14 protein-coding genes are annotated in these 19,902 nt (G+C 49.6%); 7 read left to right on the forward strand and 7 right to left on the reverse strand.

Translation table 11 applies throughout. The features are described from left to right. Positions 1-277: 277 nt before the first annotated feature. Complete coding sequence (locus FN808_RS10500; RefSeq protein WP_142714547.1) at positions 278-685, forward strand: hypothetical protein; 408 nt, start codon at positions 278-280, stop codon at positions 683-685. Positions 686-722: 37 nt separating this feature from the next. Here the strand turns inward: FN808_RS10500 and asd are convergent, their stop codons facing one another. Next, positions 723-1,784: an aspartate-semialdehyde dehydrogenase gene (asd, locus tag FN808_RS10505; RefSeq protein WP_142714548.1), complete on the reverse strand. Its 1,062-nt coding sequence runs from the start codon at positions 1,782-1,784 to the stop codon at positions 723-725. Positions 1,785-1,968: 184 nt separating this feature from the next. On the opposite strand from asd, the gene FN808_RS10510 reads away from it, so the two are divergent. Next, complete coding sequence (locus FN808_RS10510) at positions 1,969-3,438, forward strand: glycine--tRNA ligase (RefSeq protein ID WP_142714549.1); 1,470 nt, start codon at positions 1,969-1,971, stop codon at positions 3,436-3,438. 60 nt (positions 3,439-3,498) lie between these two features. Here the strand turns inward: FN808_RS10510 and FN808_RS10515 are convergent, their stop codons facing one another. Beyond that, positions 3,499-3,699 (reverse strand): dodecin family protein, encoded by a 201-nt coding sequence (locus FN808_RS10515; RefSeq protein ID WP_142714550.1) that lies wholly within the window; start codon positions 3,697-3,699, stop codon positions 3,499-3,501. 369 nt (positions 3,700-4,068) lie between these two features. Here FN808_RS10515 and FN808_RS10520 point away from each other — a divergent pair, with 369 nt between their 5' ends. Beyond that, positions 4,069-4,929, forward strand: coding sequence for a sulfite exporter TauE/SafE family protein (locus tag FN808_RS10520; protein ID WP_185958350.1), 861 nt, complete (start codon positions 4,069-4,071; stop codon positions 4,927-4,929). Between the two features lie 120 nt (positions 4,930-5,049). Here FN808_RS10520 and FN808_RS10525 read toward each other — a convergent pair whose 3' ends face one another. Together FN808_RS10525 and FN808_RS10530 are read right to left on the reverse strand one after the other, a co-directional pair. Beyond that, positions 5,050-5,637: a superoxide dismutase family protein gene (locus FN808_RS10525; protein WP_246068333.1), complete on the reverse strand. Its 588-nt coding sequence runs from the start codon at positions 5,635-5,637 to the stop codon at positions 5,050-5,052. 71 nt (positions 5,638-5,708) lie between these two features. After that, a complete protein-coding gene (locus FN808_RS10530; protein WP_142714552.1) occupies positions 5,709-6,464 on the reverse strand; it encodes an alpha/beta hydrolase family protein in 756 nt (251 codons plus the stop codon). Positions 6,465-6,635: 171 nt separating this feature from the next. Between FN808_RS10530 and FN808_RS10535 the strand changes: the two genes are divergently transcribed. After that, complete coding sequence (locus FN808_RS10535) at positions 6,636-7,067, forward strand: VOC family protein (RefSeq protein WP_434084133.1); 432 nt, start codon at positions 6,636-6,638, stop codon at positions 7,065-7,067. Between the two features lie 16 nt (positions 7,068-7,083). Here the strand turns inward: FN808_RS10535 and FN808_RS10540 are convergent, their stop codons facing one another. Both FN808_RS10540 and FN808_RS10545 read right to left on the reverse strand, forming a co-directional pair. Then, entirely contained in the window at positions 7,084-7,851 is a 768-nt protein-coding gene (locus tag FN808_RS10540) for an SDR family NAD(P)-dependent oxidoreductase (protein WP_142714554.1), read from the reverse strand. Positions 7,852-7,953: 102 nt separating this feature from the next. Then, positions 7,954-9,918, reverse strand: a complete 1,965-nt coding sequence (locus FN808_RS10545; RefSeq protein ID WP_142714555.1) for an ABC-F family ATP-binding cassette domain-containing protein — start codon at positions 9,916-9,918, stop codon at positions 7,954-7,956. A gap of 119 nt (positions 9,919-10,037) precedes the next feature. On the opposite strand from FN808_RS10545, the gene FN808_RS10550 reads away from it, so the two are divergent. Further along, positions 10,038-11,111 (forward strand): hemolysin family protein, encoded by a 1,074-nt coding sequence (locus tag FN808_RS10550; protein ID WP_142714556.1) that lies wholly within the window; start codon positions 10,038-10,040, stop codon positions 11,109-11,111. On the opposite strand, the gene FN808_RS10555 is transcribed toward FN808_RS10550, so the two are convergent. Continuing rightward, positions 11,112-12,473, reverse strand: a complete 1,362-nt coding sequence (locus FN808_RS10555) for an aspartate kinase (protein ID WP_142714557.1) — start codon at positions 12,471-12,473, stop codon at positions 11,112-11,114. Between the two features lie 437 nt (positions 12,474-12,910). On the opposite strand from FN808_RS10555, the gene FN808_RS10560 reads away from it, so the two are divergent. Continuing rightward, positions 12,911-16,207, forward strand: a complete 3,297-nt coding sequence (locus FN808_RS10560; protein ID WP_185958351.1) for a VCBS repeat-containing protein — start codon at positions 12,911-12,913, stop codon at positions 16,205-16,207. A gap of 476 nt (positions 16,208-16,683) precedes the next feature. Beyond that, positions 16,684-19,881 carry a SusC/RagA family TonB-linked outer membrane protein gene (locus FN808_RS10565; RefSeq protein ID WP_142714559.1) on the forward strand — a complete coding sequence of 1,066 codons (3,198 nt, stop codon included), beginning with the start codon at positions 16,684-16,686 and terminating at the stop codon, positions 19,879-19,881. Positions 19,882-19,902 lie beyond the last annotated feature (21 nt).

Consider the following 19,902-nt stretch of genomic DNA (forward strand, 5'->3'; position numbering starts at 1 on the left):
GCCATAGCCGATGATAATGCCCATACATAATGCGCTCCGCTGTTGGTGTACGTAGAAAAGAAGAATACCAAATGCTTTCCCTGAAGGAGGAGGTAAAATAGCTATCAACTATTTTACCTCAGAAGGACATCTCAGCTGTGTTATAGTTATATAACAACCGACCTCTTTTAGGAGAGGATCTGTTAGTAAGACCGTTTTCGGGGGGAATCCTTACAAAGTTTTTTGATTTTTTTCATATCATGTGATGCATTTACTGTGAACGCTATATTTTGGATATATGGATTTAGGTCATCGAACGGTTCCTTTTGAGATAACAGGGGTTTCGCATGGATTGAAAGAGGTAAAGGGCCTCATCAAATCCAGCCCCTCCGGGCTGGAGCTGGAGTATAAGCTGGTGGACGGTTTTGTGGGAGTACTGGAATCAGAGATGAAATCAGTTCATATTCCCTTTGGCAGCCTGGAAGACATAACGTTCGAAAAGGGCTGGTTTAGCGGTAAGATTATTCTGGAGGGGACCTCGATGCGTGCTTTTCAGGGGCTTCCGGGGACCGAACCGGGCAGCCGAACGCTGAAAATAAAGCGAAAAGACCGGGAGGAAGCGCAGAATCTTGTATCGCGTGCCCGGATGCAGCTTTCGGAATACAGGCTTAACGAGATAGAGGGAGGGGAGGAGAAAGAGTTCTGAATCCAGCGTGCTGAATCCAGAACTCTTGCCTCGGAGGTTATGATTCAAAATATCCTTTGGCAGCCAGGAGCTCACCATTGAGGATCGCACCGCCCGCGGCCCCGCGGATGGTATTGTGCGCCATGGTCACATAGCCCAGATCCATGACGGTGCCTTCCCGCAGGCGTCCTACGGCCGTTTGCATGCCGCCTTCGCGGTCAGCATGCAGCCGTGGCTGGGGATACCGGTTTTCCTCATAGAGCCTCACAGGCTGCCGGGGGGAAGAGGGAAGCCCAAGGTCTGCAATGGGATTTTGCCATTCAGCAAATGCTTTTTTGGCCTCGTCAAGGTCAGACGGCGGGTTCTTCAGCTTGACCGACACGGATAACAGGTGTCCTTCTATAGTCGGCACGCGCACAGCTGTTGCCTGGATGGGGAATGATCGAAATTCAGTGGTATTGCCCTTTACTTGTCCAAGCAGCTTTGTGGCTTCTGTCTGCACTTTGGATTCTTCTCCCCCGATATAGGGAACCACATTGGCGATAATATCCAGGCTGGGGACCCCTGGATATCCGGCCCCGGAGACCGACTGCATGGAGGTTACAACCACGGAATCGATGCCGAAGGCTTCGTCCAGTGGTTTGAGAGACATGGACAATGGCACCGAAACACAGTTGGGGTTGGTAACAATCCATCCCTTGCCATCGCTGTCAAAATGTTGGCTGCTGATAAGTTCTGCATGACCAGGATTGACTTCGGGCACAAGCAGGGGTACCTGGTCGTGCATGCGGTAGTTCTTTGCATTGGAAATAACGGGAATGCCTGCACTGGCAAATTCCTGTTCAATATCTCCGGCAACAGAAGAGTCGAGACCGGAAAATACAAAGTCGACCTCTCCGAAGTTGGATGAATGACATTCAGAAACCGTAATATCAGCTACCGCAGCCGGCAGCTCTGTTTTTTCGACCCAGTGCACGGCTTGTTTATATTTTTTCCCGGCCGAACGTTTTGATGCTCCCAGTTTTGTAATGGTAAACCAGGGATGGTCTTCAAGTAAACGAATGAATTTTTGTCCGACAGCGCCGGTGGCACCGAGTATACCGATTTGATATGAATGCATTTTTTTAGTCAAGTTTGTATGATTTACAGAGTCTGTATTATTGCAGCAGCAGGGAACCAAGATCGATTCGCTGCCCTGTTAACGACCCTGAAAATAAGAATAAAAGGAGAATTAATTAAAGACGTAATTTTTACTATCTTTGGGCGTCTTTTGAATTGTTTAACTATAAATTGACTGAAGTTACATGTCCGTTACCGAACTTGAAAGCCTGGATACGATTGTGTCTCTGGCAAAAGCGCGTGGATTCATTTTTCAATCATCTGAAATTTACGGAGGTCTGGGAGCCGTATACGACTATGGCCCCCTGGGAGCCGAGCTGAAGCGGAATATCCGTGAGCTGTGGTGGAAAGAGATGACCCAGCGTCACGATAATATCGTAGGGCTGGATGCGGCCATCTTTATGCATCCGAAAGTATGGAAAGCCAGCGGGCATGTGGATGGGTTTAATGATCCGATGATTGATGACAAGCAGTCAAACAAGCGGTACCGGGCGGATATGCTGGTGGAAGGGCATATTGCCAAGCTGCGGGGAAAGGGCAAGGAGGAGGAAGCTGATGAACTGCAGAAGCTGCTGGACACGGCCGGTTCGCGCGAAGGGCTGTGCAAAGACCTTCACAATATTATCATGGATAACGAGATCCGGGCCCCGGAATCGGGAGCTTTCGACTGGACGGAGGTCCGGCAGTTCAACCTGATGTTTAAAACGCAGTTCGGGGCAACCTCATCAGCTGATGATGACGATGCGGTATATCTGCGGCCCGAAACCGCGCAGGGCATCTTTGTGAATTTCAAGAATGTGATGGACACCGCACGGCAGAAAATCCCATTTGGCATTGCACAGGTCGGTAAAGCGTTCCGCAATGAAGTGGTGGCACGTCAGTTTGTATTTCGCATGCGCGAGTTCGAACAGATGGAGATGCAATACTTTGTGGAGCCCGGTACCGATGGGGAAAGCTATGAGAATTGGCTCAGCAAACGCCTGAAATGGCACAAAACCCTGGGTATCCGGGAACATAAGCTGCGCACGCACCCTCATCCCAAAGACAAACTGGCCCATTATGCAGCAAGTGCAGCTGATATCGAATATCAATATCCCATTGGCTGGCAGGAAGTGGAGGGTATCCACAACCGGACGGATTTTGATCTTTCCCAGCATCAGGAGTATTCCGGCAAGAAATTGCAGTATTATGACCAGAAAAAACAGAAACGCTATACTCCTTATGTCATCGAAACGTCCATCGGGCTGGACAGGGCTGTGATGATGGCCCTCTGTGATGCCTATCGCGAGGAGGAAGTGGATGGGGATACGAGGACCGTACTGAAGCTGAACCCGGAGATCGCGCCGACAAAAGTGGGCATTTTTCCGCTGATTAAAAAAGACAAGCTCCAAGACCTGGCTCACAAGATTGAAAGCGATCTGAGAGCGGACTACAAGGTACTTTATGATGAGTCCGGATCCATTGGTAAGCGTTATCGCCGCCAGGATGAGGCGGGAACGCCCTTTTGTATAACGGTTGATTTTGATGGGGTAGAATCGGAGGGAGAGGATACGGTAACCATCCGCTATCGCGATGATATGACGCAGGACCGGGTGCCCGTAAGCCGTCTTCGCGAGGTCATTGACGACAAGATGAAAAGCTGGAAGCCCGCATAGCCTGACAATAGGATGGTAATGGAGTCCATACTACGGAATGGGCTCCATCCACCTCAAAGGTTAGTCAACTTCGAAGGAAATTTTAAGGTTTACGCGATAAGAAGTAATCTTGCCGTCGGAAACGGTTGCGCTCTGGTTTTGAATATTGGCCGATTTGATGTTGCTAACGGTTTGAGAGGCTTTTTTTATCCCCTCCTCTGCTGCATCTTCCCATGATTCTTTGGACTCGCTCATAATCTCTAAGACTTTTAGTACGGACATAATGATCGTAGATGTTTAGGTTGGAATTGATGAACCTGTTTTTCCAACTTACTTCTTCTCCCAAGTAAGGTCAAGCTCAAACTGTCTCCCAGACCATCTTTGAGTAGTTTTTTTGGGGTCAAAGCTGCCTGCCAGCCCTTCGTCCGGACATAATTTACACTTGCTTTCTATCGATCTTTGCATTTCCTTGATAGCCGTACCGCTGATTTTGAAACTTTTATATTGTAAATGGCTGTCTCTTTTTTAAGTTCGCTCACGAGTCGAAGGCCTTTCCTTTATTTTGTTCTGCCCGTAGCCGGGGTATATGTGGTTTGGCTTTCTTACATGCAGTTCACGGGACAGTGGGGGTTGTTTAACGACAACTGGTTTATGTCCTTGACTATGATTTTTGGTTCGTTTATTGCCGGTATCAGTTCTGAGGGAGGGGGGGCTATTGCCTATCCGGTTATGACCCTGGTTTTCAATATTACACCGGAGGTCGCCCGTAATTTCAGCCTGGCTATTCAAAGCATCGGCATGACCGCGGCAACTCTCTGGATTATTGCCAAGCGAATCTCGCTTGAGCGGACTTATTTGCTGCTTTCAGGGGCGGGAGGGCTATTCGGGGTTGTTGGAGGAACGCTCTGGGTAGCGCCGTTGGTGCCGGCGGCCTATGCGAAGATGATGTTTGTCTCTTTCTGGCTCAGTTTCGGCATTGCACTTTTTGTGATTAACCACGTACGCAAGCGCGATACCCGGCAGCAACTGCCCCGTCTTTCGGCCTGCCAGAAATCAGAACTGGTCCTTGTAGGTGTGCTGGGGGGGGTATTGAGTGCAATATTTGGTAATGGAATTGATATTTGCACTTTTTCCTTTGTTACAATGAAATACGGCCTGTCTGAAAAAGTGGCTACGCCGACCTCTGTGGTTCTGATGACTTCAAATGCCGTAGTGGGAAGCCTGATGCACGGCTTTTTAATAGCTGATATGCAGCCGGAGGCGATCAATTACTGGCTGGTCTGTATCCCTTTCGTCGTGTTGGGTGCTCCCCTTGGGGCAAATTTACTGGATAAAATAAATCGCCTTAGTATAGCCGTCATGTTGTACGCCATCATCATTGCCCAGTTTATCGCCGCTCTTTTTATCATTCGTCCCGCAGGATCCCTGATGATGGTATCCGTTCTCACTTTTTGCGCTGGAATCATCATTTTCTTTTTTCTTACCTCGCTCCACAGGGAGGAGGTCGTTTGACCCTTAGTTTTTTGGAACATTCCTGAAAAGAAAGGCAATGGGCCGGTCCCAAAAAAAACTGCCAGACCTTGTATGGCCTGACAGGTTATATGTAAATGTATCAGTTTTGTTGCCCGGGTGTTAATTGCTGGCAATTCCGATAACACCGCATCCCATGCGTGGCCCGGCAGCACCGGTAGGCTGAGATTCCAGATCATCTTCTCCACCGTGGATGATAATACCGCGGCCGATAATTTGGTTGATATCGATAGTAGAATCTACGTAATCAATGGTGGCGTTTCCATCCGCATCGGCCTCAATATTACCCATGTCTCCCATATGGCGCGATTCAGCGGTCGGCCCTGCATGATCATTACTTGCCGGGTTGAAATGTCCACCGGCCGAGGTCCCGTCAGCAGCTGTACAATCCCCATACTGGTGGATGTGGAAACCGTGCTTCCCTTCGGCCAAGCCCGTTACTTCAGCCTGAACCTGTACGCCATCAGCTGTTTTGGTAAAGGTGACCGTACCGGAAGCCTCATTGCCCTCAGTAGGGTGAATGACGGCCACCGTCTTGGAGAATTCCGGTGCATTGGACATCGTTTCTTCGACCTCTTGTTCAACTTGCGGTCCAGACTGCATATTCTCCTCCTGCGATTCCTGTTGCGCACAACCCATCGCAAACAGCATCATTGAAAGGACCACAGAAATATTTTTAAATAATGTCATGACAGTATATTGTTTTATTTTTGATTCAATCCTATTGTTAGAGCACAAGTTATCTGTAATTCAATCGGTTGTCAAAAATATCTTCTCGCCCAGCTGGCAAGGACTTCCGCTACAAAGGTGCTGTCTTTTTCATCCATCAACAGGTGATCGGCATTGTCGAGGGAGACAAAACTCTTGGGATGGCGTGCCATCTTATAGATGTGGGCGGCATTGTCTATGCCTACGATTTTATCAACCGGTGAATGAAAAATCATCAGCGCACGGTTAAGGTTTCTAATGCTTTGGTCCATGCGGCTGGCTTCAAGATCTTCTATGAACTGCCTGGTGATGGTGAAGTCGCGTCCGGCCAGGGTAACGGTAGCTCGCCCTTTTTTTTCTATTTCATCGAGTTTGGCTCCAAAGTTTTTTTTAACATGGTCGGGATTGGAGGGGGCTCCAATGGTAGCCACCGCCCGGGCGGCTGGAATCTGGGAAGCAGCCTGAATAACCGCCGCTCCTCCGAGGGAGTGGCCAATAAGGATCTCGGGAGCACCGTAATGTTTTTGCATATACCCCGCAGCTGCAATCAGATCGTCGATATTCGAGGAAAAATTGGTATCTGCAAAATCGCCCTCGCTTTCACCGAGCCCTGTAAAATCAAATCGGAAAACGCCTATGCCGCGCTCGTTTAATCCGGCACTTATATTTTTTATCGGTCTCAGATTCTTTGAACAGGTGAAACAGTGTGCAACGAGGGCATAGGTACGGATGGTGCCTTCGGGCAGGTCCATGCGGGCGGCAAGCTGATCGCCAAATGCGCCTTCGAAGGTAATCTTTTCTGATGACATGAGAGTCTGGTTATGTGAAAGTTCAATGAGCTATGGCCGGATATTGTTATCCGAGAGAAAAAAGTCTTGTTGCCGCGAGCTGCTGGTCTAATAGTGCTAAGCCACAATAAGTTAATGTATATTATGCTGTACTGGGAGTATGACCACAGATAAAATACAAATCAAGTTTTAATGACGATGGATAATACAACTCCACTTTTTCACCTTGCGTTTCCGGTCGCTGATCTCGAAGACACCCTCCGCTTTTATCGTGATGTACTGGGCTGTGACACCGGACGCCGTACGGACGAATGGATCGATTTTAATTTCTGGGGACATCAGGTCGTAGCTCATCTGAGTCCGGATGAGGCGGGAAAATCGAGCCTGAATGATGTTGACGGGCATGACGTACCGGCAAAGCATTTCGGGCTGATCCTGGAATGGCACGAGTGGGAAAAGCTCGCTGAACGACTGGAAGAAAAGGGGATGGATTTCATTATCGAACCCTATGTTCGCTTTAAGGGCAAGCCTGGTGAGCAGGCAACGATGTTTTTCAAGGATCCCAGCGGTAATGCACTGGAATTCAAGGCATTTCGGAGCAGGGAACAAATTTTTGCCGGCTGAGGGATGGAGAGCCGTGCTATCCTGCGGCCGAAGCGCCCCCGTCAATTGTAATGACCGATCCCGTAATCCATGAGGAGTCTTCGCTGGCCAGGAATAGCACCGTTTGGGCAATATCGCTGGGTGACCCGACACGTTTCATCGGGAGGGAGCCGGGCACTTCATCCAGGATGGTATCAGCATTCGGGAAGGCCGCAGCTGAATCCTTGTATAATTTCGTTTCCACCGGGCCGGGCTGAATTAAATTGATGCGGATATCCGGTGCATAGTCTACTGCGGCCTGCCGGACCAGGGATTCCACAGCCCCTTTTGAGGCGCAGTAGGCCGCGTGGTTGGGAAAGCCTTTGTGTGCTGCGATGGATCCCGTTACCACAACAGAGCTGGGTTCATCTGTCTTGCGCATTTCCGGGATAGCCTCGCGAAGCAAGTAGAAGACGGCATTGAGATTGGTATCCAGAGTGCGGTGCCAGGTCTCCTCCTTTACTTCGGTTACAGAACCCAGTCCAAGCATGCCGGCATTGGGAACAAGGATGTCAAGCCGGCCGTAGGTCTGAACGGCTTTTTTAACAAGCTGACGGTTAGCTTCCGGCGTGCGTATATCAGCCGCCATAAAAGTGGCCGTTCCTCCTCTTGCGACAATACTGCCGGCTACTTCTTCACCGAGCTTTTTATTCCGGCCGTTGATAACAACGCTGGCGCCCTCTTTGGCAAATAGTTCTGCTACAGCCCGGCCCATCCCGCGCGTTCCACCCGTAATAAGCGCTACTTTATTTTTTAATTTTTTCATTCCGTGATAGCTGCGTTAAAAGTTAATTGTGTTTTAAAATTAGACAAGGGATGGTATGTATGCAGTGCCTGTTTCCCGGTCGTGGAACCTGCCTGCTGTTCGCTAGGAGCTGAATTTTTCTTCTATTTCACTGATTTCCATGGCCAGTTCCTCCCATTCGGCATAAATTTCAACCAGTTCCCCTTTTAGCTTCTCATATTCCAGTGATAGGTCCTTGACCTGTTCTTCGTCATCATAAAAATCGGGTTGGGCCATCATTTCCTCAATTTCATTTTTCCGCGCTTCTTTTTGTTCTATGCTTTCTTCAATGGGATCTATTTTCCTTTTTAGCGGTTTGAGCTGCCGGTACTTTTTCTGTCTTATTTGGGCTTCAAGACGGCGTTCCTCCTTGCGCGACAGGCCGTTGTTCTTGCCGGAATCCGAAGAGCCGGAAGATGACTGTTCAGCGCGGTTTTTTTCGCGCTCTTCCACTTTTTCCAGGTAATAGGATACGTTGCCCAGGAAGGTATTGGTGGTATCCGGACGCACCTCCAGTACCTTGTTAACAATGGGATCTAGAAAATCGCGGTCGTGGGAGACGATCATGAAGGTGCCTTCATACTGCTCAAGAGCCTGCTGCAAAATCTTCTTGGACTGCATATCCAGGTGGTTGGTCGGTTCGTCAAAGATTAGAAAATTCGCGGGCATCAATAACATGCGAGCCAACGCCAGCCTGCTTTTTTCGCCGCCCGAGAGCACGGAAACTTTTTTAAAAACATCGTCTCCCTGGAAGAGGAAACAGCCTAAGATAGTGCGAAGCCGGGTCTCCTTGGCCTTCGGTGCCGCCTCGCGCATGATATCAAAGACCGTGCTGTCGAGATCCAGCTCATCAGCCTGGTGCTGGGCAAAATAGGACGCCGTGACATTATGTCCCGGCTCACGGTTGCCACCGTCGAAGTCTTCAAGTCCGGCGATAATTCGGATCATGGTAGATTTCCCGGCCCCGTTGGGACCCACAACAGCAATTTTATCGCCGCGGTCGATGGCATAGGAAAGATTACCGAACACTACATTGGAGTCATACTGCTTATGGACATTCTCCAGTTTCATCACCACCGCACCGCTGCGCTCGGGCGGCGGAAACTGGAAGGAAATTTCTTCTTCGTGCTCGTCAAGCTCAATCTTATCCATCTTTTCGAGCTTTTTAATACGGCTCTGTACCTGTTTGGCTTTGCTGGCCTTATATCGGAAACGGTCGATGAATTCCTGGGTTTCCCTGATCTCTTTTTGCTGGTTTTCATAAGCCTTCCGCAGGTGTTCCTGCCGCTCCTTGTCTTTCTCTCGGTAGTAGGAATAGTTCCCGGCATAATCAAGCAGGGCTCCACGGTCCAGGGCCAGGGTGCGGTTGGTAATGGTATTGAGAAAGGCCTTGTCGTGAGAAACAATGATAACGGCCCCTTCGTAGTTGGTTAAAAACTGTTCCATCCACCGCAGCGATTCAATATCGAGGTGGTTGGTGGGCTCATCCAGCAACAGGTAAGTGGGGCGCTGGAGCAACAGTTTGGCCAGTGCGATACGCATCAGCCATCCCCCGCTGAATTCGGTTGTCGAACGGTTAAAATCCTCTGGTCCAAAACCCAGTCCCATCAGTACTTTCTCTATATTAGACCGCAGGGTATAGGCCCCCGACTGTTCGAGCTTGTTTTGCATGGTGCCCAGTTGTTCGAGCGCTTTTCGGTATTCTGGGGATTCCTTGTCCATGGCACCCAGTTGTTGCTGTTGTTGCCGGACCCGTTTTTCAAGCTCACGAATCTCCTGGAAGGCTCGTTCAACTTCTTCATAGACGGAACAACCCGGATCGGGCTCCACGCCGTCCTGGGGCAAATAGCCTATGGTTGCTTCCCTGGATGTGTTGATGCTGCCCTCATCAGGTTTTATGTGGCCTGCGATAATTTTCAACAGCGTCGATTTTCCAGCCCCGTTGGGTCCCACCAGGCCTATGCGCTCGCCAGGATTTATGAGTGTGCTGACGCCTTTCAATAACTGCTGATCGCCAAATGTAAGTGATATATTATTTAATGAAAGCAAGATAATCTTATTTTAAGTTGGTGCTTAATATAACCATCAGAGGCATAGAGCTAAATGCTTTTTCTTAATTTTGTGATCCATATCTTTTTAAAAAGATACTTTTATTCTATTTTGGGCCTATGGGTTTACTTATTTTTTATTTGTTACTTGCCATCGGGGTTTCTTTTCTTTGCTCAATGTTAGAGGCCGTGCTGCTATCGGTAAGCCATTCGTATGTGGCCATCATGGAGCGTAAAGGGAGCAGGACAGGCAAGTTGCTGCGCGGCTACAAGGAGGATATAGACCGCCCGCTTTCAGCTATTTTGAGCTTAAATACCATCGCGCATACGGTGGGTGCAGCCGGCGTGGGCGCCCAGGCACAGATTATCTTTGGCGAAGGGTATGTCGCAGCGACTTCGGCCGTTCTAACACTGCTTATCCTGGTGCTGTCAGAAATAATACCGAAAACCATTGGAGCGACATACTGGCGAAAATTGGCTCCGTTTACGGCCAAGACGCTGAATTTGCTGATGATCCTGCTTTACCCCTTTGTGCTGATATCCCAAGCTATCACCCGCTGGTTATCAGATGAAGACTCTCCGAGCTTCAGCCGGGAAGAATTCGGTGCTTTGGCGGATCTGGGAGTAGAGGAGGGGGTATTTGAAGAGAAGGAATCCCGCATTTTTAAAAACCTTATCCGTTTCAGCTCCCTGCGTGTGAAGGATATTATGACTCCCCGGACGGTTGTTGTTGGGTTCAATGAAAACCGTACAGTGGCAGAGGTTAGCGAGAATGTGGAGCAGCTTCATTTTTCCAGACTGCCGGTCTATGGTGAGGCCCGTGATGAAGTTACAGGCTATGTGCTGAAAAACGATTTACTGCTGATGATGGCACGCAGTGAATTGTCGATGCCGCTCAAGAAATTCAAGCGGGATATCCTGATTGTACCTGAAATGATGCCGCTCCAGGATTTCTTCGAACGGCTTATGCGCAAACAGGAGCACATCGCTCTGGCCGTGGATGAATATGGGGGATTCGCGGGCGTGGTTACCATGGAAGACCTGGTGGAAACCCTGCTTGGGATGGAAATCATTGACGAAGTGGATACTATTGAGGATATGCAGAAGATGGCCCGCAAAAAATGGATGGAGCGGGCCCGGCGACTGGGAATTGTAGACCCCGCTGAACAGGCACCTGCCGAGGGCGAGTCGTAATTACTGTGACTCCAAGAAAAGACGCCTGTGAAGTGCTTGTACAGCGGGTATGACATTCCGCTCATCGACAACTGCGTTTAAAATGCGTTTGGTGGGATTGAATGAGAGCAAGCTGAGCATTTCTGCATCAAAACTATCTAGCATGTGCCCCATAAGTATGGAGCTTAGGCGAGGGGTGCAGCCTACAAGGCCGATTATACTTTGATGTTCAATTATTTCAACGTACCCCAGGTTCTCCAATACAGGAATGAGCTTGCGGCCGGCATCAGCCTGCTCTACAGCGGCGGTGAATGAGGTTCCGGTCAAGGTCAGAATCTGCATAGATAGCCGCTTGGCCTCCGGGAGATCAAACATGGCGCCCAGCAGGTTTTCAGCCGGCATCGGTCTTTCGGCTGTTACGGTTAACGTCACCATATTGTTTTTAAGAGCCATGGCTTTGGCAAGTCCGTTGGTGCCGCCCTCTGTACTGATGGTGGTTCCGGGCTGGCAGGGACTGAATATATTTTTTACCAGGATCGGGATATTTTTGCGGGCAGCGGGCCAGGTAGTGGATGGGTGCAGCACTTTCGCCCCGAAGTGAGCAAGCTGTCCTGCTTCTTCAAAACTGAGGTTGGGCACAGGCCGGGCATTGGCGACAATCCGCGGATCGCAGGTGTAAATCCCGCTCACGTCCGTCCAGATTTCAATAGATCGGGCCGACAGGGCCGCCCCGACAATGCTGGCTGAAAAATCTGAGCCTTCAAAGCCAAGGGTTGTGAAATCACCGCCCGCGTTTTTCCCGTAATAACCTCCCATTATGGGGATCTGCCGGCTGGCAATGGATTGCATTTCCTGTGAAATATAAGAGCGTATACAGTCGATGTCGGGTTGGGCATCGCCAAAATTTGAATCCGTACGTATCACCCTGCCGGCATCAATCCAGTGCGTGGACAGCCCGCAGGCTTCGGCACATTGTGCCAAGAGATAGGAGGAAAGAAGTTCGCCGGTAGCTAAAACAGCATCTTTGTCCCGCTCGCTGAGATGTCGGGCATGGTGGATGTTATCCAGCCGACGCATTAACCGCTTGCCCTGGGTGTAGATCCATTGTTTGCAGCGATCGCCGACGGCGGGGGCATGGCTGGAACATTCGTGCAAGAAATTGGCAACCAGTTCTAGGTGGCGCTGCTGGATATTCAATACTTCTTTTTGGGCTTGCTCAGGATCAGAAAGAGCCGTCTGGGCGGCATTCAGCAGCTGGCGGGTTGTGCGGGCAGTGGCCGAGACAACAATAAACGGCTGTTTGTACTGTCTTATGATATTCAGCACACGGTGCCAGTTTTGGGCGTTATCCATGGAGGTGCCCCCAAATTTAAGAACATGCATCAGGTTAAATAATCTGGTGGATATGGTTCAGTTATGTTGAACGACTTGCAGCAACGGCTTGGCAGTAACGGTTGAAGGCTCTCGGATAATGTATTGTTCCACAACAAATCTTAAAGCAGGAAACACAACGGATTGCCTCGACCGATAGTACTACGGATATTCTGCTGGCCATACAGTCCGATCAGCCTGCCCATTTGCATAAGGATCTTTTTTTAAAAAGAATTAGACGATGAAAATCATGTTTGTATTACTCTGTTTGGTTTATCATTATTAGAAATCATTAAAAAATCACTGGGATATTCAGCCTTCGTCTGCCTCGCAAAAAGCCGCAAAAGGCCCTGTACATGGCTTCAGCCCGGGGGACATATCCTCACAGTAGTTTAGTTGATAAAGGATCTATGAATTTATTGGATAGCATTAGGAATCTACGGGAAATAGTGTCTAAGTTTGTTTTTGCAGGTGTACTGTTAGGGTTTGCCGGCTGTGCAGGTGATAAACCGACGCCCCGTTTTGAAAATATAAGTGCGGATCAAAGCAACCTCTCATTCACAAACCGGGTGGAACAGACCCCGGATTTCAATATTGTCAACTACCTCTATTTTTATGACGGCGGCGGGGTATCGATAGGAGATGTCAATGGGGATGGACGGCCCGATATCTATTTAACTGCTAATATGGGAACCAACAGGCTGTATCTGAATGAAGGCAATTTTAAATTCCGGGATATCACCGAGCGGGCCGGGGTGGGAGGATCCGGAGACTGGACAACCGGCACGACCATGGCCGACATCAACGGGGATGGACTGCTTGACATCTATGTGTCCAATGTGCACTACAGGACCAAAAAGGGGCGCAATCAGCTCTTCATCAATAACGGGGACTCCACTTTTACGGAAAAAGCAGAGGAGTACGGTCTTGCGTTCAGGGGCTATTCCAAACAGGCTGCATTTTTTGATATGGACCGGGATGGCGATTTGGATATGTACCTTGTGAATCATTCGGTGCATAACAAGGATACATTTAAGCCCCGTGACCAGCAGCAGTCCGCCAGCCCCAAAGCGGGAGATCGCCTCTACCGCAATGACGGGGAAACATTTACGGATGTCACCGAAGAGGCTGGTATCCACAACACGGCCCTGGGGTACGGGCTGGACCTCGCGGTCAGTGATTTGAACGGCGACCATTACCCCGACCTTTATATAACCAATGACTTTCATGAAAATGATTATTTATACCTGAACCAGGGGGATGGCACGTTTCGCGACGTGCTGCCGCAGAGCACGGGCCATACCAGCCGGGCATCCATGGGCAGTGATATAGCGGATATCAATAATGACCTCAGGCCCGATATAGCCGTTGTGGATATGCTGCCATACACGGAGGAAGGGCTGAAAACAGCGATAAGCAGTGAGCCTTATGAATTGTATTCCATTCAGCGTGACTACGGTTACCATCCGCAGCTCATACGGAATACGTTGCAGCTGAACCTGTTTCAGGACAGCAGTGCCGTCCCATTTTTTGCTGATATTGCCCCCATGGCCGGCGTTCAGGCTACCGACTGGAGCTGGTCGGCTCTGCTTTTTGACATGAATAATGATGGTTCAAAAGACCTGTATGTTTCAAATGGCATTTATCGACGACCCAACAACATGGATTATCTGGCCATGGTAAAAAGAGATGAGATGCAGCAATCATTGAAAGGGGGGATGACGGAAGAGAATATCTCGGTGATTGACAGCATGCCTCAGCTTAAAATTCCAAACAGGGCGTATCAAAATGAGGATGCTTTTTATTTTTCAGATAAGACGGAAGAATGGGGGCTGGACATCCCCAGCTATTCGAACGGAGCAGCCTATGGGGATTTAGATAATGACGGTGATCTTGATATTGTTGTTAATAACATTAATTCGGAGGCTGCTTTATACCGGAATTTGACAAGGGAACAGGATAGCAGCAGTTACCTGGCACTGAAGCTCGAGGGAGAGGGCCCCAACACCAGGGGAGTAGGCAGCAAAGCCATAGTGTACGCCGGGGAGAGGCGACAGGTCGCAGAGCTTTTTCCTTCCCGAGGGTATCAGTCTTCGGTTGATCCGCGTCTTTTTTTCGGTCTGGGAGAGGCCAATCATGCAGACAGTCTTGTCATCATTTGGCCTGCCGGAAAAAAAACGTTTATGAAGGAGGTGCCGGCCAACCAACAACTTACTGTTGTTGAGCAGGAGGCCGGAAACGAAGTTATTGAACAGCAGGACGATCCGAAGCCGCTGAAGAAAAGGAGTACCCCATTGCCTGCTAAATTCCGGCACCGCGAAAATGATTTTGATGAATTCAAGGTACAGCCGTTTATGCCTTATCAGCTGTCAGCAATGGGTCCTCCCCTGGCCGTGGCTGATGTCAACGGGGACGGGATGCAGGATCTTTACGTAGGCGGTGCGGCCCGGCAGGCCGGAGCTCTTTTTTTGCAGGGAGAAGCAGGGCATTTCGAGTACGGGGAGAACACCACTTTCCAAAAGCACGCCCTGGGCGAAGATGTAGCTGCTGCTTTTTTTGATGCAGACGGTGATGGCCATCCGGACCTGTATACCGCAAGCGGGGGCGACGAACGAAGCAGAGATGACGGACGTCTTGCCGACCGGCTGTATTTTAATGACGGAGAGGGCAACTTTTCACCTGCTGCTTCGGGGGCTCTTCCGGAAGTTAGTGCTAATGGGTCAGTGGTGGTACCGATAGACTTCAACAGCGACGGCCGGATGGACCTGTTTGTCGGCAGTCGCTCTGTCCCCGGCAGCTATGGCGAAATACCTTCTCAGTATTTGCTCGAAAACCAGGGGGATGGAACATTCAGGGATGTAACGTCGACGGTCAGTCCTGCCCTGCGCTCTATCGGTATGGTCAGTGCGGCCGGAAAAGCGGATATAACCGGAGACGGCCGGATGGAGCTGGTCGTGGCGGGAGACTGGATGCCGGTGACCGTATTCCAGGCGAAGGATGGCAAGCTTGAACGGTATGAATCCTTTAAATCTCCTGCTGGTCTGTGGCAGAGCCTCCACATGGCCGATGTGGACGGGGACGGTGATGTTGATATACTGGCGGGCAACATGGGGCTGAATACCCCATTTGACGTTTCGGAAACCGAGCCTTTGGTAATGTATGCTGCTGATTTTACCGGGCAGGGCAATGCTGATCCAATTATCGGCTATACCAGAGAGAACAAGGTATTTCCGGTGGCCCCCAGGGATCGGTTGCTGAAGTCTATCGGTATTTTACGCAACCGCTTTCCGACGTACGAATCCTATGCTAATAAGTCACTGACTGATATTTTTGGAGAACAACAACTGCAGCGTGTACTTCACAGGAGGGTCACAAGCCTGGCTTCTGTCTATTTTGAAAATACAGGCAATGGCACCTTCAAAATACATTCGCTCCCGGCGGCGATGCAGTCTGCACCTATTTTTGCATTTTATACAGGCGATCTGAATCAGGATGGTCGTTCTGATATAGTAGCGGGCGGCAACTTATACGATGTTCGTCCTGTCTTTGGCGGCCGTTATGATGCCAGTTACGGATGGTTTTTGGCGGGCAGACCGGGAGGCATATCGGGCTCTTCGCCGGTCAGCCTGAGGATCAGAGGTGAAATAAGGGATATCGAAGGAATTTCAGCCGGGCAGGGTTTCTCTTCTGTTGTAGTAGGGATTAATGACAAGGCGCCACTCTTTTTGCAGCCGGCCCGGAAGTAATGCGCACAGAATTTGTACTTAATTTTCTAATTTCATCCGTTCGGCAGGGGACTGGGACATTATTGCCGGGGTTGTATGCAGGGGCACCGTGAGGATCTATGAAAATAATTTCACACTGATATCTACCTTTTGTTCATTGTATGCGGTTTTTTGGGGGTGTGGGGAGGTCTTATTAAAATACAGATGAAAAAAAATTTTTTCTTCTCAGGATTTTTTTAAAAAAATTTGGGGGTATGCAATTTTCAGAGCGTCTATTACAACGGAAAGATGGTGAGAAGGATATGATTAGGATTAGTTTTTGCTTTCCAAGGACATTGGTTTTGTTATCGTATTCATAGCAGTTTGTGGATTGAATCCAATCCATTATCTATTGCAGTCAGCAAATAGGTACGGAGAAGAACTGTTGTGTTCTCACCTTTCAATTCCTTAAAGGCGAAATAAAGTAAATTCATAATGTTCAATTAACTCAATTTAATATGAAGTTATATTCCTCAAATAAATGGATAGCATTGTTGGTTGTATTTTCAGGATTGGTTTTCTGTAGTACATTTTCTGCAACGGCTCAGGACATAGAAGTGAGTGGTACGGTGATTGATGCTACGACTGATCAAACCCTGCCCGGTGTTAATATTGCGGTGCAGGGAACGAGCAGGGGTACGGCCACCGACGCCGATGGTAACTATTCTATTGAAGTTCCGAGTGATGCGACCCTGGTATTTACCTTTATCGGTTATGCCGAGCAGGTGGTACCGGTTAACGGGCGCCAGGAAATTAATGTGGCACTGGAACCCGGCGTCAACCAGCTGGGTGAAGTTGTGGCTGTGGGCTACGCAACGCAGGAGGCCGGAGAGGTTACGGGCTCCATATCTTCTGTCAGCTCGGAAGACCTGGAAGATGTAAGCGTTGTTAATACCTCTTCAGCGCTAAAAGGAGCCGTTTCCGGTGTTACTGCTGTGGAATCCAGTACGCCCGGTGAAGGAGCCAGTATTCGTATTCGCGGCCTGACTACTATTAATGACAATGAACCCTTGTGGGTGGTTGATGGGGTGCCCGGTGCTCCGGTAAACCCTGAAAATATTGAATCCATTTCCATTTTAAAGGATGCGGCTTCCCAGGCTATTTACGGGGCCCGTGCTTCTAACGGGGTTGTGCTTGTAACCACAAAGAGCGGAAGAAAGGATCAACCTGTTCAGGTCAATGTGAAGGTAAGGAACGGTATCACCCAAAACGCCAACAGCTATAATCTGCTGAATACCCAGGAATATGGGGAAATGCTTTGGCTGCAGGCTAAGAATGACGGAAATGATCCTGTGCACCCGCAGTATGGCAGTGGTGATGAGCCTGCAATTCCTGATTACATCCTGCCGGCGGGTACCAATGGCGAGGTCGATGAGAGTCTGTACGATCGCCAGATGGTCCACCAGGATGGAGATGATACGTTTATCATCATGCGCGCCAACAAGCAGGGTACCGACTGGATGGACGAGATTGAACGTAATGCCGTCTACCAGGAATACAGCGTGGGACTGAATGGAGGAAGCGAGACGACAAATTATGCATTCCAGGCCGGATACCTGAAGGAAGAAGGTATCTTAAAGTACACCGGCTACAACCGGTACAACCTGCGCTCCAATGTCAGTGTTGACGTCAATGACTGGCTGAGCGTCGGTGAAAAAGTGGGACTGACCTACAGCGAAGACTACGGAAATCAGTCGAACAACAACGAGGCAACCGTAATTTCCCATACCTACCGGATGCAGCCCATTGTACCGGTGTACGATATCAAAGGAGCGTATGCAGGAACCCGGGCATCCAACACGGGGAACGGTACAAACCCGCTGTGGTCTCTTGATATGAACCAGCATGACCAGACCAATGGCCTTAACCTCAGTGGAAACGCATTTGCCGAGGCCGATATTTTAGAAAATTTGTCTTTCAAATCGCTGGTCGGTTTTAACTACAACACCGCGGATGTCAGGAACTATAGTTATGTTGAAGTAGCTTTCGCTGAAAGGGGTAAGTATGACGGCCTTGGGGAATTTGCGTCCTTCAGCACGCAGTGGAACTGGACAAATACCCTGAACTATTCGAAAACATTTGCGGACGTCCATGATATTACCCTGATGGCAGGAACCGAGGCGATACAGAACAACTATCGCTGGCGAAACGGATCTCGGGAAAATTTCTTCTCGCGTGATCCCCTCTACATGCAGCTTAACTCCGGGGTGCAAAACCAGATAAACGGGGGTAATGAAAGCCAGTGGAACCTGTTCTCCATGTTCAGCCGTGTAAACTACGCCTATGATCAAAAGTATCTGCTGGAAGCAGTTGTGCGTCGCGACGGCTCTTCTCGCTTTGGCGAAGAAAATCGCTATGGTACGTTCCCGGCGTTTTCAGCGGCCTGGCGAATAACCAACGAGGAGTTCATGTCTTCCACCGAAAACTGGCTGGACTATTTGATGGTGCGCGTAGGATACGGTATGACCGGTAACGACCGCATAGGAAATTACAACTCCTACACCACCTATGCGTCGAGCCAGTCGAATTCCTTTTACCCCATAGCGGGAGCCAATATCGGCCCGGGGAGTTCGGGATTCTATCGTGCCAGCCTTGGCAATGACAACGTGCAGTGGGAGATTACCACTACCACCAACATCGGTATTGATGCTACAATCTTCAGCAACTGGGATCTGAGCGTTGACCTCTGGAACAGGGTGACAAGCGATATGCTGTACCCGCAGCGGATACCCGACGTTCTGGGTCAGGCTGCTGCTCCGTCCATCAACGTGGGCGAGATGGAGAATAACGGTATCGATGTGGAAGTGGGATACAATGGTACTGCCATGGACGAGGAACTGCAATATGGCATCAGCCTGAACGTCTCCCATTACAAGAACAAGGTCAATCGTCTCTCCTCAGACGCCAACGAGTTCATGGAGGGATCCTCGTTCCGTCAAATGAATTATACACGTGCGGAAACGGGAACACAGTTCCCCGAATTCTACGGCTACGTGATTGAAGGGATCTTCCAGACACAGGAGGAGGCTGACAATCATCCGGCGGCATTCGGAGAAGGGGGCGATTACAACGAACCCGGCCGCTTCAAGTATAAAGACGTCAATGGGGACGGGGTCATTACGGCGGATGACCGTACCTATATCGGCGACCCCCACCCGCTCTTTACTTCGGGACTTAATCTCAACATGAGCTACAAAGGCTTCCGGGCCTCTACCCGTTTCTATACCAGCTATGGAAACGACATGGTTAACTACGTGAGACGATGGATTGACTTTAACCAGTTCCAGGGGAACCGAAGCGAGCGGCGACTCTATGAATCCTGGGGAAGTCCTTACCTGGCTAACAATGCAAATGCGACCATGCCCAAGGCGGAAGGCAATGATACCGACAGTCAATACCCCTCTACCTATTTTATGGAGGATGCTTCCTACCTGCGCATGGAGCAGCTGCACCTGAGCTACGACCTGAATTCCATCCTGAATGTTCAGAATGTCAGGAACCTGCGGCTGTATATCCAGGCAAATAATCTCTTTACGATAACCAATTATTCCGGACTGGATCCGGAAGTTAATGCCGGAGGAATCAACCGGGGCATCGACCGTGGTGCATGGCCTACAAGCAGGCGATTGATGTTCGGAGTAGACATCGGCTTGTGATCACCAAAACCGAAAGATATT

The sequence above is a fragment of the Fodinibius sediminis genome (assembly GCF_900182555.1).
Classification (GTDB): Bacteria; Bacteroidota; Rhodothermia; order Balneolales; family Balneolaceae; genus Fodinibius; species Fodinibius sediminis.

Bases quoted from the DNA above. Each gene is read 5' to 3' on its own strand.
- FN808_RS10500 (WP_142714547.1), top strand. From the start codon at position 278: ATGGATTTAGGTCATCGAACGGTTCCTTTTGAGATAACAGGGGTTTCG.
- asd (WP_142714548.1), bottom strand. From the start codon at position 1,784: ATGCATTCATATCAAATCGGTATACTCGGTGCCACCGGCGCTGTCGGA.
- FN808_RS10510 (WP_142714549.1), top strand. From the start codon at position 1,969: ATGTCCGTTACCGAACTTGAAAGCCTGGATACGATTGTGTCTCTGGCA.
- FN808_RS10515 (WP_142714550.1), bottom strand. From the start codon at position 3,699: ATGTCCGTACTAAAAGTCTTAGAGATTATGAGCGAGTCCAAAGAATCA.
- FN808_RS10520 (WP_185958350.1), top strand. From the start codon at position 4,069: ATGTCCTTGACTATGATTTTTGGTTCGTTTATTGCCGGTATCAGTTCT.
- FN808_RS10525 (WP_246068333.1), bottom strand. From the start codon at position 5,637: ATGACATTATTTAAAAATATTTCTGTGGTCCTTTCAATGATGCTGTTT.
- FN808_RS10530 (WP_142714552.1), bottom strand. From the start codon at position 6,464: ATGTCATCAGAAAAGATTACCTTCGAAGGCGCATTTGGCGATCAGCTT.
- FN808_RS10535 (WP_434084133.1), top strand. From the start codon at position 6,636: ATGACGATGGATAATACAACTCCACTTTTTCACCTTGCGTTTCCGGTC.
- FN808_RS10540 (WP_142714554.1), bottom strand. From the start codon at position 7,851: ATGAAAAAATTAAAAAATAAAGTAGCGCTTATTACGGGTGGAACGCGC.
- FN808_RS10550 (WP_142714556.1), top strand. From the start codon at position 10,038: ATGGGTTTACTTATTTTTTATTTGTTACTTGCCATCGGGGTTTCTTTT.
- FN808_RS10555 (WP_142714557.1), bottom strand. From the start codon at position 12,473: ATGCATGTTCTTAAATTTGGGGGCACCTCCATGGATAACGCCCAAAAC.
- FN808_RS10565 (WP_142714559.1), top strand. From the start codon at position 16,684: ATGAAGTTATATTCCTCAAATAAATGGATAGCATTGTTGGTTGTATTT.